The 15621-nt window shown below is 33.5% G+C and carries 13 protein-coding genes and 1 riboswitch; of the genes, 9 read left to right on the top strand and 4 right to left on the bottom strand.

Annotated elements, in window-relative coordinates; genetic code table 11:
• Positions 1 to 171 precede the first annotated feature (171 nt).
• Positions 172 to 1557 (bottom strand): tRNA uridine-5-carboxymethylaminomethyl(34) synthesis GTPase MnmE, encoded by a 1386-nt coding sequence (gene mnmE / locus EG242_RS10500; RefSeq protein WP_124899839.1) that lies wholly within the window; start codon positions 1555 to 1557, stop codon positions 172 to 174.
• A gap of 147 nt (positions 1558 to 1704) precedes the next feature.
• On the opposite strand from mnmE, the gene EG242_RS10495 reads away from it, so the two are divergent.
• Positions 1705 to 2553 (top strand): universal stress protein, encoded by an 849-nt coding sequence (locus EG242_RS10495; RefSeq protein ID WP_124899838.1) that lies wholly within the window; start codon positions 1705 to 1707, stop codon positions 2551 to 2553.
• Positions 2554 to 2570: 17 nt separating this feature from the next.
• Here the strand turns inward: EG242_RS10495 and EG242_RS10490 are convergent, their stop codons facing one another.
• Both EG242_RS10490 and EG242_RS10485 read right to left on the bottom strand, forming a co-directional pair.
• On the bottom strand, positions 2571 to 3584 hold the full coding sequence (locus EG242_RS10490; RefSeq protein WP_124899837.1) for an iron ABC transporter permease: 1014 nt from the start codon (positions 3582 to 3584) through the stop codon (positions 2571 to 2573).
• A complete protein-coding gene (locus tag EG242_RS10485) occupies positions 3584 to 4711 on the bottom strand; it encodes an ABC transporter substrate-binding protein (RefSeq protein WP_124899836.1) in 1128 nt (375 codons plus the stop codon). The genes EG242_RS10490 and EG242_RS10485 overlap by 1 nt, the downstream gene beginning before the upstream one ends.
• 656 nt (positions 4712 to 5367) lie before the next feature.
• On the opposite strand from EG242_RS10485, the gene EG242_RS10480 reads away from it, so the two are divergent.
• The 3 genes from EG242_RS10480 to EG242_RS10470 all read left to right on the top strand — a co-directional run bounded on the left by EG242_RS10480 (position 5368) and on the right by EG242_RS10470 (position 9731).
• On the top strand, positions 5368 to 6081 hold the full coding sequence (locus EG242_RS10480) for a hypothetical protein (RefSeq protein ID WP_124899835.1): 714 nt from the start codon (positions 5368 to 5370) through the stop codon (positions 6079 to 6081).
• A gap of 569 nt (positions 6082 to 6650) precedes the next feature.
• A riboswitch (cobalamin riboswitch) is annotated at positions 6651 to 6846 on the top strand.
• 28 nt (positions 6847 to 6874) lie between these two features.
• Positions 6875 to 8716: a TonB-dependent receptor plug domain-containing protein gene (locus EG242_RS10475; protein ID WP_124899834.1), complete on the top strand. Its 1842-nt coding sequence runs from the start codon at positions 6875 to 6877 to the stop codon at positions 8714 to 8716.
• A gap of 1 nt (position 8717) precedes the next feature.
• Positions 8718 to 9731, top strand: coding sequence for a YncE family protein (locus EG242_RS10470; protein WP_124899833.1), 1014 nt, complete (start codon positions 8718 to 8720; stop codon positions 9729 to 9731).
• A 61-nt stretch (positions 9732 to 9792) separates the two neighbouring features.
• Here EG242_RS10470 and meaB read toward each other — a convergent pair whose 3' ends face one another.
• Positions 9793 to 10896 carry a methylmalonyl Co-A mutase-associated GTPase MeaB gene (gene meaB, locus EG242_RS10465; RefSeq protein ID WP_124899832.1) on the bottom strand — a complete coding sequence of 368 codons (1104 nt, stop codon included), beginning with the start codon at positions 10894 to 10896 and terminating at the stop codon, positions 9793 to 9795.
• Between the two features lie 92 nt (positions 10897 to 10988).
• Between meaB and EG242_RS10460 the strand changes: the two genes are divergently transcribed.
• The 5 genes from EG242_RS10460 (at position 10989) to EG242_RS10440 (ending at position 15606) form a co-directional block, all read left to right on the top strand.
• Positions 10989 to 12197, top strand: coding sequence for an MFS transporter (locus tag EG242_RS10460; protein WP_124899831.1), 1209 nt, complete (start codon positions 10989 to 10991; stop codon positions 12195 to 12197).
• Positions 12197 to 13600: an FAD-binding oxidoreductase gene (locus EG242_RS10455; RefSeq protein ID WP_124899830.1), complete on the top strand. Its 1404-nt coding sequence runs from the start codon at positions 12197 to 12199 to the stop codon at positions 13598 to 13600. The genes EG242_RS10460 and EG242_RS10455 overlap by 1 nt, the downstream gene beginning before the upstream one ends.
• Before the next feature lie 2 nt (positions 13601 to 13602).
• Positions 13603 to 14160: a pseudouridine synthase gene (locus tag EG242_RS10450; RefSeq protein WP_124899829.1), complete on the top strand. Its 558-nt coding sequence runs from the start codon at positions 13603 to 13605 to the stop codon at positions 14158 to 14160.
• A 38-nt stretch (positions 14161 to 14198) separates the two neighbouring features.
• Entirely contained in the window at positions 14199 to 14813 is a 615-nt protein-coding gene (locus EG242_RS10445; protein ID WP_124899828.1) for a DUF5034 domain-containing protein, read from the top strand.
• Positions 14814 to 14958: 145 nt separating this feature from the next.
• Positions 14959 to 15606, top strand: a complete 648-nt coding sequence (locus EG242_RS10440; protein WP_124899827.1) for a hypothetical protein — start codon at positions 14959 to 14961, stop codon at positions 15604 to 15606.
• The last annotated feature ends 15 nt before the right edge of the window (positions 15607 to 15621 follow it).

Raw genomic sequence — 15621 nt, 5'->3', positions numbered from 1 at the left:
TGTATTCGACAGAAATATTAACAACCTAAAAATTAATCTCGTTTAATAATGCACTATGGGTATTCTATAATATATATACAGCTTATTCTCCGTAGTGAGAATTTTATCAATACAAAAACAAAAAAGCCTTGAAAAATCAAGGCTTTTGAATATGTTAAATAGGGAAGATTGTTACTTTCCGATACAAAAATTCGCAAATATATTACCCAATAGCTCATCGTTTGTAACTTGTCCGGTGATTTCACCGAAAAAGAAAAGTGCCTGACGTATATCTATCGCCATTAAATCGGCAGAAATGTTCATATCTAATCCGTATTGCACCTTTTGAATTTCCTCTAAAGCTTTAATCAACGAATCGTAATGGCGGGTGTTGGTAATTATGGTTTCGTTATTGCGTAGTGCTCCCGTATTTACCAATCCTAATAACTGCCCTTTTAATTCTTCAATTCCAACTTTTTGTTTGGCAGAAATCAGGATTAGATTTGAGATATTAGATGTTAGATTTGAGATTTCTGTTTCTGATAACAAATCCATTTTATTCATAATTACCAACAAGGCTTTTAAAGGATATTTGTTTTTGATTTCTTCGATTTCTCGTTTTAATCCTTCTAAATCTTTCGCACGAGAATTTTCAACTAAAAACAAAACCAATTGTGCTTGTTCTATCTTTTCAAACGTTTTTTGAATTCCGATGCTTTCTACCACATCTTTTGTTTCACGAATTCCAGCGGTATCAATAAAACGGAAACCTATTCCATCAATCACCAACTCATCTTCAATAGTGTCACGAGTGGTTCCAGCAATAGCAGAAACAATAGCGCGTTCTTCGTTCAATAGCGCGTTCAGTAGGGTAGACTTGCCCACATTGGGTTCGCCTACAATAGCTACAGGAATTCCGTTTTTAATCACATTTCCAACGGCAAATGAATCAATCAATCGTTTTAAAACAAATTGAATACGGCTTACTAAATCTCTAAAAGCCGTTCTGTCGGCAAACTCAACATCTTCTTCCGAAAAATCTAATTCTAATTCAATCAAAGAAGCAAAATTCAATAGTTCTTCGCGCAATTTCGAAATTTCGTTGCTAAATCCACCTCGCATTTGTTGCATGGCAATTTGGTGCGATGCTTCATTGTCTGATGCAATTAAATCGGCAACGGCTTCGGCTTGTGACAAATCCATTTTTCCGTTTAAAAAAGAACGCATGGTAAATTCACCGGCAGTTGCCATTCTGCAGCCTTTGCGCAATAACAATTGTATAATTTGCTGTTGAATAAAAGCTGATCCGTGACACGAAATTTCTACTGTGGGTTCGCCTGTATACGAATTTGTTCCTTTAAACAAAGAAACCAGCACTTGATCTATGATTTTATCACCGTCTTTAATATATCCCAAATGAAGTGTATGTGTTTTTTGCTTGCGTAAATCTTTGTTTTTAATCGATTCAAAAACATTGGCAACAACATCAATAGCATCGGGACCCGATACGCGAACAATAGCAACGGCTCCGGCACCTGATGGAGTAGCTAAAGCCACAATGGTATCGTTTAAAATCATAATAATTAAATTTTGATAACAAAGTTACGGCAACTTTATAAAATGCGCTAATTTTTAAAAGTAGATATCTGTTTAAAAAAAGCGTAATTATTTTTTAAGATGTTAATTTTTTCGTAATTTAATAGCAACAAACCAACAGCTTTAATTATGAAGAAGATTTTATTCCCAACCGATTTTTCTGAAACTGCAAACAATGCATTTGTTTATGCTTTAAAATTAGCTAAAAGTATCGATGCTGAAATTTATGTTTTAAACACGTACGAAATGCCGGTTATTTCAACCACATCTGCCGGACAACCAGAACTAATACAAAACGTATATAATTCTATTGAACTGAATAATTTTGATAATTATAAAAAACAAGTTCCCAAATTAAGGAACATTGCAAGCGATATTGATTGTGCGGATATTAACCTGACTTTTATTTTTGAAGAAGGAATAATGCTTTCGATCCTTAAAAAAATAATCGGGGATGAGCATATTGATTTTATTGTAATGGGAACTAACGGAAATTCGGGTTTTGAAAAGAAACTTCTCGGATCGAACACCGTTTATGTAATGGAAAATATCAGTATTCCTATATTAAGCGTTCCGCGCAAAGCAGAATTTAAGCGTTTGAATAATTTTGGATTTGCAACTATGCTTCGCGATAGTGATAAACCAGGATTGCATCAGATTATAAAAATTGCACAAGCATTAAATGCCGATGTCAAGGTTTTACATGTGTTGCGCAAAGAAAACACAGAGGCAATGAATACTTTAGATACCTGGAAGGCAGAATTTAACGACAGCAATGTAACGTTTCATACCGTTTTAAATGAAAAATTAGATGAAAGTGTATTCTTTTTTATAGACGATCAATTAATTGATGTAATGTGTATTGTTAAACGCCAATTAAACTTTTTTGAAAAATTATTTACCACCAGTTTAAGTAAGCAATTATCTTATCATGCCGATGTTCCCGTATTGGTATTAAAAGAACAAAAAAGCAAGTAACACTTGCTTTTTTATGTTTATCGGTTTCTTAAAATTAAATAAATTACTAAAGGCGCACCTAAAATTGACGTTACTGCGTTTATTGGCAAGATAAATTGTTCACCTGGCAGCTGACAAATAATATCGCACGTTACTAAAATTAACGCGCCCATAATTATGTTGCCTGTAAACAAATGAAAATGATTGGTGGTTTTATAAATAATACGGGTAATATGCGGAACTGCCAAACCAATAAATGCAATTGGTCCCACGAAGGCCGTGCAAACCGCAACCAACATACAAGTTACCAATATAATTAAAAATTTAGTTTTTTTAATGTTTAATCCCATACTTCTGGCATAACCTTCGCCCATTAACAACGTGTTTAAAGATTTGTTAAGTAAGAAAGAACCTGCCAATGTTGCGCATAAAATGGGTACTATAAATGAAATTTGCTGCCAAGAAATATTACCCAAACTACCTAAATTCCAAAAAGTGAATTTTTTTAATTCTTCGGCTGTCGAAAAATAAGCTAAAACATTAACAAATGCACTTGTAAAACTACTAAACATCAATCCAACAATAAGTAAAGTGGCTATTTGTTTTATTTTGTGCGATATGCCTAAAACAATAAACATTACCAAAATGCTTCCTAACAAAGCAAACAATACAATAGCAATATTACCTGTAAGATAGTTTTGAAAGGTTGCAGAAAACAAACTTTTACCTAATATACAAATGGCAACACCTAAACTAGCACCTGAACTGACGCCTAAAATATAAGGTTCTGCCATTGGATTTTGAAACAAGGTCTGCATCATCATTCCTGCAATAGAAAGTGACATGCCCACCACGCATGCCATTACCAATTTTGGTAATCGATACTCTAAAACAATATATTCCCAGCTTGCTTTTCCTGAAAAATTTCCACTTAAAATTTCCAAAACATCGCTTACAGGAATTCGTATCGATCCAATTACAAGGTTTAAAACCGCCGCAACTACAAGCAATACAAGAAAAAGTAAATGATATTTGGAATATTTTACAGACATTATTTTAAAGCTTCAATAAAAGTTGGTTTATAATTTTTAAGCACGTTAGGATGCAATATAGAAATTAAATCTTTTAATACCAGATCAGGTCTATTAGGAGCATCTTCATAAAAAATAACTCCGCCTGTTGGTCCTTTTTTTGTAGAATAAGAATAGATTTTTTTGTTTTGATACGCTGCAAATTTAGCATAATGTTTGTTGGCTGCCAGCATTTGATCAAAGGTTGTAAATTCGCCTGGACCAATCCAAATGTCGCCGTTCATTGCTTTATCAAAAACGGCTTCAAATGATAAAGAAAGGCTTCCGGTACCTTTAGTATCAGCCCAAAGATAATTTCCGCCGGCATCTTTTATAAAGGCAGCCATCCAGCTTTCACCCTGCGGAACGTACCAAACATCCTGAAAAATAGCGCCACTTAAAACCGTAGGTTTGTATTTAATGTTTTCTACTAATTTTTTTACGTTGTTGTATTCTGTAGCAATGTTGTTAAAATATTCGTTGGCTTCTTGCTGTTTATCAAATAAAACGCCGAAAAATTTTACCCATTCTGCTTTTCCTAAAGGTGATGTTTCAACCCAATCTGCATTATACAAAACAGGAATGCCTGCTTTTTCGAACTGATTGAATTTTGCCGTTTCACTGTCCATACTCAACCCTACGATTAATTGTGGTTGCAGATCTACTGTTTTTTCAAAATTTAAATTGTGTTTGTCAGACAATTCTTTTACTTTTCCGGCATCGATTTTTTGTCGAACATCGGCAGATGAAATGTAATCTAAATTAGGAAAACCAACCAGTTTATCGGTTTCATTTAAAGCAACAATCGATGAAATATGTGTGGTTGATGTTGCTACCAGATTTTTAACCGGTGTTTGTATAAAAGTGTATTTTGCCAAACTGTCGGGCAGGTTTTTGTTAGATTTTGCACAAACGTACGTAAACGTTTTAGTGGCATTTGGCCAGGGTTTGGTAACATTTATTATGGTGAAATCGGTGTAGTTGTGTATTTCTAATCCGTTTGCAAATTCAATGCTGTTTTCAACTTTTTCCGTTGTGGTTTCGGGAGCTTTTTTACAGCTTACAAAAGCTATAAAAACAGTTAGCAATACATATTTTGATAGATTCATTTTTGCACTTTTAGTTGCGCAAAGATAGTTTAACAAAAAGTATTTTCGAAGTTTCTGTTTAATTATTGCCGATTTTAGGTAGGTTTCGTGCCACGCTGAATTAGATTTGCTTTGCTACTGACCCGATTTGTATTTTGTAGCACCAGATTTGTGTTGCTACTGACCCGATTTGCATTTTGTAGCACCAGATTTGTGTTGCTACCAATCAGATTTGTGTTTTGTAGTACTCGATTTGTATTGCTACCGACCAGATTTGTATTTTGTAGTCCCCGATTTGTATTAGTTGTTCTATTTTTAGCTGTAAAGTCGGGAGACTTTGCGTAGCACGTTACAGCAAACAAGATTTTGAAAACCTTTTAATTGCGCTATCAGGTGTTAAGGGAAAGTTTTTAATGTAGTTATCCAAGTGATATTTTAAGCGATTACAGCAAACAAAATGGCTGGTTTACTAAAATAGTATTGAGCAAAAGATAAGCGTTGCTAATGGCACAGGAAAACCAGCCAAAAAGAAGATTGAAGTACTTACAACTAATTATGATTTAAGCAATCCTGATGAAAGTTTGACGTTGTTTGGATAACAAAAAGAAGCGTTCTTTCTAAAAATTTAGAGCGACGATTTTATTCGTAAATTTGGGTATTAATCAATTAAAGAAAATATGGATATTTTAGAGAAAATTTTTGTGAACAAACCTGAAGTCAAACATCAGTATGACTATCTACAGCCATTTTATAAAAATGGTTTTCGTAAAAGTGAGAAAGATATGAATCAGATAAACAGAGTTTCTTTTGTTAGCGAGATAAGGTTTGGATACTATTTACACAACAGACTTGAAAATTTACGTTACGATCCAATAATTTTGGGTAAAACACCGGATTGGGTGTCTGAGGTAAATTCAGAAAAAATATTGTTTGAAGTTAAGCAACTGAATCCTAATGAGGAAATCTTTAATGAAAGGATAAGGTTGGTTAAAGAAGATAAATATAACGAGTTTGAGCAATTAAAAAAAAGCTACAGCATCCGTGATATATTTCCATATTTGCCTAAAATAATGCAAAAAGAATACTTTTACCGTGATCTAATAGTAGAGGAGCAATTTAAGTTAGTAATATGTATAAACTTTAGCAATTTAAAATATGAATTTTTTACTGACAAAGATTTAATAGATTACTTGGATTTAAAAAATAATTATGAGTACTTTCTTCAGGCTGTTAATTATTTAGATCAAAATAGTTTCGAGAATTTTTGTAATAATGTAGCAGGCTTTTTAGTCATTCCATGCTTTGGCTCAGACATTTTTTTTATTGAGAACGAAATAAGTTTACATAAACTATCCCCAGCTACAGTAAAATTATTAAAAAAACAGATTTAATTTACAGTATTATTTACCTTCCACCCAACCCGGTAGCGGTTGTTATTATGAAAGAACTCATGAGGCATAAGGTTTATACGCTTAAAGATGCGTTCCATTCTAACTTTAGATATGTTTTTAAAGTCAGACCATATTGCAACTGCGTAATGAAAAAAAACACGTGCTTATAAATTTTATTTAACTCAATTGGTATTCCTTTTGCCATGTTATTACTGCACACTCATTACTTGAATTTATCCACTCGCAAAAGCTAATTGCTGCCTTATAATTGCTATAACTTATGTGCAATCATTTAAATGTAAATACCTCTTTAAAGATTGTTTAAAGAGGATTTAAAACGATATAGTTTCAGTAAAATTTTGGATATTTGAAATCGGAATTTCGGTTAAATGAACTTCGGGATTATACAATTTTCTTTGAAAAAGAATTCATTGTAATTAGAGAGAAAATAAGACAAAAAAGCATTTTCATATTGGTTATGTTCATACTTTAAATATAATTTAAAAAGCAGATAGTGTTTGTAGAATTTGTCTTACAAAACTTTAATTTGAATAATTAATAAAAAAGATTACTTTTGCCGTGTATTAGGTTGCAATTTTATGCATTAATAGGGAAATAGGTGCGATTTTATCAAATCCTATGCTGTTCCCGCAACTGTAAGCTTTGTTTCGGTAAGAAACACTTGTTTTAACTACGCCACTGAATTTTTTTGGGAAGGCAAAACAAGATGCAAGCCAGGAGACCTGCCTAGTGAATATTAATTTAGTTGCCTTCGGGAAGAAAGGTTAAACAAATGAGCAAAAAAATATTTCATTCGGTAGTATTGTGTTTTCTTGGTTTGGTTGTGTTTGCGCAACCACAACAGCCTATTGAGTTAGAGGAACTTATTATTGAGCAAAACAAAATATCCAATCGGTCTAAATCTCAGCACACATTAATACTTAACGATTCTTTAATTGATAACGCGTTAGGTACTTTTACCGATTTTCTTCAAAAAAACACCACTATTTACTTTAAAGAAAATGGTTACGGTATGGTTAGTTCGCCTGCTTTTAGGGGAACAACAGCGCAACAGACAAGTGTTTTATGGAACGGAATTAAAACGAACTCTGCCTTATTAGGTCAAACAGATTTTAATTCAACATCATATAAAAGTTACGATAACATTGTTGTAAAACCGGGTGGCGGAAGCGTTTTGTACGGCAGTAGCGCTATTGGCGGAACAATTCATTTAAACAATCAATTGCAGTTTAATAAAGAAACCGAAAATGAAATTCAGTTAAATTATGGCAGTTTTAATACACAGGGTATTCATTATAAAATTTCGACAGGGTGTGAAAAATTTGCGGTTAACGCGCATTTTGGCTACAATAAAAGCGATAATGATTATGAATGGATCGGAAAAAATCGTAAAAACATAAACGGACAATTTTACAATACCGATTTTGGTGTGGAACTTGCCTATAAGATCAATTCAAAAAATACCGTTGAGTTTTATTCGTCTAGCTATAATGATGACCGTCATTTTGCATTGTTAACACCTTATCAAACAAAAACTAAATATCAGAATAATTACAATAGAAACTTATTAAAATGGTACTATAAAACCAACCGGTTTTTAAATACTTTTTACGCCGCGAGTGTAAAAGAAGCATATACTTATTTTGATCAGTTACCTACAGATAGTAAATCGGGCGGGAAAGCAAATACGTTGTATTTTAAGAACGAGAGTTTTTATAATGTATTGCAAAATTTTAAATTGTCGGGCTTTTTAGAATATCAAAAAACAGCAGGCGAAGGATATAATTCTGGATTGCTTTTTTCTACACAAGAAATTTTTGCCGTAAGTGTTTTAGGAAATTATGATTTTACCAAGCGTTTTGGAATAGAAGTGGGTGCAAAAAATGAACTAGCAAAAGATTACGAAAATCCGTTTTTATTTTCGGCAGGATTGTATTATAATACCGACTTGTATCAACTAAAAATAAATTCATCTAAAAATTACCGCATCCCAACTTTTAACGATTTGTACTGGCAACCAGGCGGAAAATTAAACTTAAAACCCGAAAGTAGTTATCAGTTCGATATAAATCACAATTTTAAATATAAATCGGTAACTTTAAATATATCAACTTATTACACATCAATTACCGATATGATTCGTTGGATTCCTACCGAAACCGGTTTTTGGGAAGCAAACAATGTTGATGCAGTTACTATTTACGGCGCCGACATGTTTTTGAATCTGAAAAAACAGTGGAATAATCATTCTGTTCAGTTTAATTCTAATTACGGCTATACCAAATCAATCGATAAAAAAACTAAAAAACAGCTTATCTATACACCATTGCATAAGTTTAATGTACAATTGTTTTACGGTTTTAAAAATTTCAGTATTGCGCCATCTTTCTTATATGTCGATGAAATATTTACAACAGCATCTAATGACAATGCAAGTACCTTAGCGGGTTACGGAATTATTGATGTTGATATTCAACAGAAAATCAATATTAAAAACAATCCGTTTTTCATCAATTTAAAAATAAAAAATGCCGCAAATACGGTTTACACAAATATGCCAGAACGCATTATGCCGGGCAGAAATTATCACATACAAATAATTAAAAAGTTTTAAAATGAAAAAAATTTTAGCTCCAATGTTTGCTATCACACTTTTGTATAGCTGTAGTAATTCTGATGACAACGCAATTCCTGTAAACGCTGATGAGAAATATGTAGACGGTATTTTTGTATCGCATGAAGGTAACTTTACAAAAGCAAACGCCTCTATTTCACACATACACGGAAATATAAGTGCTATTACAAACGATATTTTTAGAACATCGAACGGTCGTACATTAGGCGATGTAGCGCAGTCTATGGTTGTTACAGATAAGTATGTTTTCATTGTTGTTAATAATTCAAATACTATTGAAGTTGTAAATAAAAAGACCTTCAAATCGGTTTACACCATTAGTCAAGGCTTAAGTTCGCCACGTTTTGCGGTTGTTAAGAACAATAAATTGTATGTAACCAGTTTAAATAAAGCATCGGTGAATGTTTATAATGCTGAAAATTTTGCTTTTGTTAAGGATATTCCATTAAACAATACGGCAGAAAAAATTGTGGCTGCTGGCGAATACATTTATGCTGCAAACGAATTTTACAGTGGTGGTACAGCTATTGAAGTAATTAATCCTGCAAACGATACCAATACGGTTGATATTGCTTTTGATAAAGCGATTAATGGAATTTCTACTAACGGACAATTTGTGTATGCTTTAAGCGCAAATGATACAACTACAAGTATTTCTGTTGTGAGTGGAACCAGTATTTCATCAACTAAATTACTAGATCAGCCCATTGTTAGAAATATTGTTGCAGAAGGATCTAATATCTATTATACAGCTGGAACAGGAGTTTATAAAATGAATAATTCATTAACATCGGCAAGTACAAAGCTGTTTGATGCAGCTACAGGAGAAGAATTTTCTATGTTTTACGGGTTTAATGTGATTAATGGAACAATCTTTACTTCGGATGCAAATGGTTTTACCGATAATTCTAAAATTGTTATTTACAAAGAAGACGGTACTGTTATTAAAGAATTTACAGGCAGTATAGGAACCAACGGTTTTTATAAGTTTTAATAAGATATTTTGATATTGGGTGGTGAATACTCCTAAAGTTTTACAGCTTTAGGGGTATTTTTTACATAGATTTTACAATACGTTCATACAAATCTAGCAATTCATTTGCAGCTGCAAACGGCGATTTTTCGTTGTTTTGCACCGCTTTTTCTTCTTGTGATAAAGCTTCGGCTATGACATTGTTTTCATAAAAATTCAACAACAATTGTTCATTAATAGTTTCTTTAAGCCAATACGCATTTTGATTATTACGGTTGGTTTCAAAATAGCCATTTTCTTTTGTCAACGAAAAATAATTTTCTAACAGTTGCCACACTTCAGCAATTCCGGTACGGTAATAGGCACTTGCAAGCAAAACTCTGGGTTTCCATTGCGATTCTTTCATAGGAAAAAGTTGTAAACCGCGGTTGGCATCTAACTTGGCATTTCGAGCGCGATCCATATTATCGCCGTCGGCCTTGTTAATTACTATGGCATCAGCCATTTCCATAATTCCTCGTTTTATTCCTTGTAACTCATCACCTGCACCAGCTAAATTTAATAGCAAAAAGAAATCGGTCATACTGTGAACGGCAGTTTCGCTTTGCCCCACACCAACCGTTTCAATTAAAATAGTATCAAATCCACAAGCTTCGCACAAAATAATACTTTCACGGGTTTTTCTTGAAACACCGCCCAAACTTTCACCCGATGCCGACGGACGAATAAACGCATTTTCATTTTTTACCAGATCTTCCATACGTGTTTTGTCTCCCAAAATACTTCCTCTACTAATGGAACTACTGGGATCAATCGCCAAAACCGCTACTTTTTTTCCGATTGATGTAAGATACATGCCAAAAGCTTCAATAAACGTACTTTTTCCCACACCAGGTACACCAGTTATGCCAATTCTAACGGATTTATTTGCATGTGGCAAACACGATTGAATGATTTTATGAGCTTGTTCTTGATGTTTTGGATTGGTACTTTCAATTAAGGTAATGGTTTTGCTTAAGGAAGGAATATCGCCTTGTAACAATTTTTGAATCAAAGCATCTGTATTCAAAGGTTTTCTTCTGAACTTTTGAATGTTTTGGATAGAATCCTGATTGATGAAATCGGGTTGAGAAATTCCATCAATTTCATGTAAAGATTTTTTATGTGGATGCTTTTGGTTTGGCATAATCAATCGTTTCAACAAACTTACAAAATACTTATAAAATGTAAGCTCAATTGTTAGGGTTTAAGTAAATTTGCTTGATTAATTCATGTAAAATGTCATCAATAAAAAGTACAGGTAGCCAAAAGCCTGTGTATGCTATATTAATTGCCATTAGCGTAGCCCATTTGTTAAACGATTTGTTACAAGCAGTTATACCGGCAATTTACCCTAAATTAGAAGCGAAATTTAATCTGACTTTTGCCCAAGTGGGAATGATTACGCTTTGTTACCAGTTGGCAGCATCGATTTTTCAGCCGGTTGTTGGAGCTTACACCGATAAAAATCCCAAGCCGTATTCACAGATTTTTGGAATGTTATTTACCATGGCGGGAATTGCTTTACTGGCGTATGCACCTAATTACGAAATGATATTGGTTTCGGTTATTTTGGTCGGAATTGGCTCGTCGATCTTTCATCCAGAATCTTCACGTGTTGCGTTTATGGCATCAAATGGAAGACGGAGTTTTGCACAATCTGTTTTTCAAATAGGAGGGAATACAGGAACAGCTTTGGCTCCGTTACTAATAGCTTGGATTGTATTGCCAAACGGACAATTATATATTTTGTGGTTTGTAGGTTTTGCAATTTTGGCGCAGATTGTTTTAGGATACATTGCCAAATGGTACAGTAATAAATTAAAAATCGCATCAAGATCAACCAAAAAAGTGATTCAGGTTCCCGATTTATCTGCCTTTAAAATCAATTCGGCAATTGCTATTTTACTTATTTTAATCTTTTCAAAATACTTTTATGTAGCAAGTATTACCAGTTATTTTCAGTTTTATACCATGGATAAATTTGGTTTAAACGAAGTACAGGCACAGGTTTATTTGTTCTATTTCTTGATATCCGTTGCAGTGGGTACATTGTTAGGCGGAATTTTTGGCGATCGTTTTGGACGTAAATACGTAATTTGGTTTTCGGTATTAGGTGCAGCTCCGTTTACATTGGCCTTGCCGTATGTAGATATGCACTTAACCGGAATTTTAATTGTTATTATTGGTTTGATTATTTCATCGGCATTTCCGGCTATTTTGGTGTATGCACAAGAATTATTGCCAAAGAAATTGGGAATGGTTTCAGGCTTGTTTTACGGTTTTGCATTTGGTATGGGCGGCGTAGGTTCGGCAGTTTTAGGACTTTGGGCCGATGCCACATCTATACAATACATTTACCACATTTGTTCGTTTTTACCGCTAATCGGTATTATTGCTTATTTCCTTCCAAATATGCAGAAAGTTAAATATAAAGATGTAGCATAATGATTACTGTTGATATAAAAAATAAATTAGTCGAAGTTGTTGGTGAACAGTATGTTTTTACCGATCAAGAAACATTAAATGACTATGGAAAAGATCATACCGAAGATTTGGTTTTTCCGCCTTCAATTGTTGTAAAACCCGCATCAACACAACAAGTCAGCGCCATAATGAAATTGGCTTTTGAACACGCAATTCCGGTTGTTCCTATTGGTGCAAGAACAGGATTAAGCGGCGGAATTTTGGCTGTTCATAAAGGAATTGGTTTGTCGTTAGAACGATTGAATCAAATAATAAAAATCGACGAACAAAACTTGCAGGTAATTACTCAACCCGGAGTCATTACAGAAGTTTTACAAAATGCTGTTGCCGAAAAAGGGTTGTTTTATCCGGTAGATCCAAGCAGTAAAGGAAGCTGTTTTATTGGCGGAAATATTGCTGAAAATAGTGGTGGTGCCCGAGCTGTAAAATACGGTGTTACCAAAGATTATGTGTTGAATTTAGAAGTGGTTTTACCGAATGGCGACATTATAAACACGGCTGCAAATACGCTAAAAAACGCTACAGGGTACAATTTAACGCAGTTGATGGTTGGCAGCGAAGGAACTTTGGGCATTGTAACAAAAATTGTTTTAAAACTTATTCCAGCGGTTCAACACAACGTATTGCTTTTGGTACCTTTTTTTAAGATGGAAGAAGCTGCGGTAGCGGTTTCGGCTATTTTCAGGGCAGGAATTGTCCCAAGTGCGTTAGAATTTATGGAACGTGATGCGATTGATTGGACGATGAAATTTACCGAGGTTCCCGATTTGAATTTAAGACCAGAAATTGAAGCACATTTGTTGATTGAAGTCGATGGAAATTATCCGGAGATTTTAATGAACGAAGCTGAAAAAATCCTGACAGTAGTTGAACAGTTTCAGATTGATGAAGTGCTTTTTGCCGATACTCAAGATCAAAAGAATGCTTTGTGGAAACTCCGCAGAAATGTTGCCGAAGCTGTAAAACAAAACACGGTTTATAAAGAAGAAGATACGGTTGTGCCTCGTTATGAATTGCCTAAATTATTAATCGGAATTAAAGCTATTGGTGAAAAAAACGGTTTTAAAAGTATTTGTTACGGACACGCAGGCGATGGAAATTTACACGTAAATATTGTAAAATTAGATATGACCGATGAACTATGGCAAACCAAAGTGCCTAAAGGAGTTAAAGAAATTTTTGAACTGACAAAATCACTCAACGGAACCATCTCTGGCGAACACGGTATTGGTTTGGTTCAAAAAGAATTTATGTCGATAGTGTTTAGTGAAATTGAACTCCATTTAATGTATCAAATCAAAAAAATATTCGATCCTAAAAACATCATGAATCCCGGAAAAATATTTCCATCAGATATAAATTAACCATGCAACACCAACATTTTCTGCTGTACAAACCTGCTGGTTATATTTCACAGTTTGTTTACGAAAAAAAGCGAAATAAGAAAAAACTCGGCGAGTTGTACAATTTTCCTGAAGAAACAATGGCAATTGGTAGGTTAGATGAAAATTCCGAAGGTTTATTGATGCTAACAACCGATGGTAAAATAAGCGAAGAAATTCGCAGTGCGCATTACGAAAAACAATATGTTGTTCAAGTTGATGGTATAATTACCCAAGATGCCATAGATCAACTTAAAAACGGAGTAGAAATAGGCGTAAAGGGCGAACGATTAACTACTAAAGAATGTTTTGCGGCAATTATTGATAAACCAGATTATGTAGGCGAGGGCTATCGCATTCGTAGTGACCGTCATGGACCAACAAGCTGGCTCACCATTACATTAACCCAAGGCAAATTTCGTCAGGTTCGTAAAATGACAGCTGCGGTGGGGTTTCCTACGTTGCGATTGATCCGTATTCGTATTGGTGATTGGAAGTTAGAAGGAATGAAAGTAGGTGAGGTCTTGGAAATTGAGTTGTAAATAGTATATTTGATTGTTATAACTTAAAAAACATAATTATGAAACGTAAATATAAGGTACTCCTAATTTTGTTGGCATTGCCACTTTTAGATGTTTTTTACGCTTGTTGTAATTGCGGTGATAACACAGAAGAAAAGTTTTATACAAACTCTGGTTTCGCACTAAAAAACATTGATAATAGTGGCGAAGAACCTTTAGAATCAGCCTCTGAAAATATTAATAAAAAAGCATACGGGATACGTTTGCAGGTAAACAGACAAAGTTTATCCTTTATAAAAACAGAAACATACCAACCATTGTTTTCGCAAGGTGCTTATGCAATGTCATGCGATTGTCCGCCAGAAGTCACTTATGATCATACAGATAAAGTGGAATCAATTAAAATAATTACCTTAAATGATTTTACTATAGATAAACCTGCTAATAGCGATATAACCGAGTATTTTAAGATGCGTAAACTTTATAAAGATGTTAGTGAACTAGTTAAAAGTTTAAATTACGATTTTTCATATACTTTAAAAGAAACAGAGTATTTTGATCTTTTATTAATGGTTTCTCCGGCTGAAGCTAACGTTCAGCATCAATTTAAAGTTGTAATCACTTTTGAAAACAAACCGGCTGTAGAATTACTAACAACAGTAAATTTAATTTAAGATGAAAAATACAACTATTCTTATGTGTTTATTGTTTACGATTGTTTTTAGTAATCAGATGCTTAGTCAAGAAAAATCGTCAACAATATATACTAATAGGTTTCAGCTAAAAGTTGAAGGTGGGTTAAATGTCCCTTTAACAAATATGAATCAAAACAAAATAACCGATTATTTTATAGAATACAGCTCAGAAAGTAAGTTTCTACCTTCTTTATCTGCCACTTGGTTTATACGAAAGCGTTTTGGTGTAGAAGCCGATTTAAAATTTGTCTATTTTAACGATGGTAGACGTAAAGGTGACGATTTTCAGGAATTTGCGAATAAAGAATTTGGAGACAATTATTACGTAAAAGCATCTTCTCCAATACATAATAATTTTATTCCGGTTATTTCTTTTGGTATGGTTTATAGAATAGAAACAGAACATTTTTATTTTTACCCTAAATTTTCAATTGGTGTTACCTCGTTCTATTCAAATTGGGGTGGAATTGATTTAAAAGAAAAAAACACAAATAATGAATACAAAATTAGTTATTCACAAGGCAAAATAGCAAAAGATAATTTTACATTAACACCTGCTTTTACAATGGGTTACAAAATGTCTGATCGTTTTTGGGTAGATCTAAATTTAAAAACCTCTTTTTTTAGATCGAATTTTACTTACGAAAAAACACGTAATAATTTATATACAAAAGAAATTGAACAAGTAGAACAAATTCCTTATAAAGAGAATATTGTTGAAGCGTATTTTTCTGTGGGAGTAACCTATGTGCTTTCAAGAAAAAATTATTAATGGCGTTTATTTAAG

Origin of the sequence: Paenimyroides viscosum, assembly GCF_003858535.1 — a bacterium.
GTDB classification, from domain to species: domain Bacteria; phylum Bacteroidota; class Bacteroidia; order Flavobacteriales; family Flavobacteriaceae; genus Flavobacterium; species Flavobacterium viscosum.
Note: the sequence above shows the minus strand (reverse complement) of the source record. Positions and strands in the feature narration are given on the sequence as shown.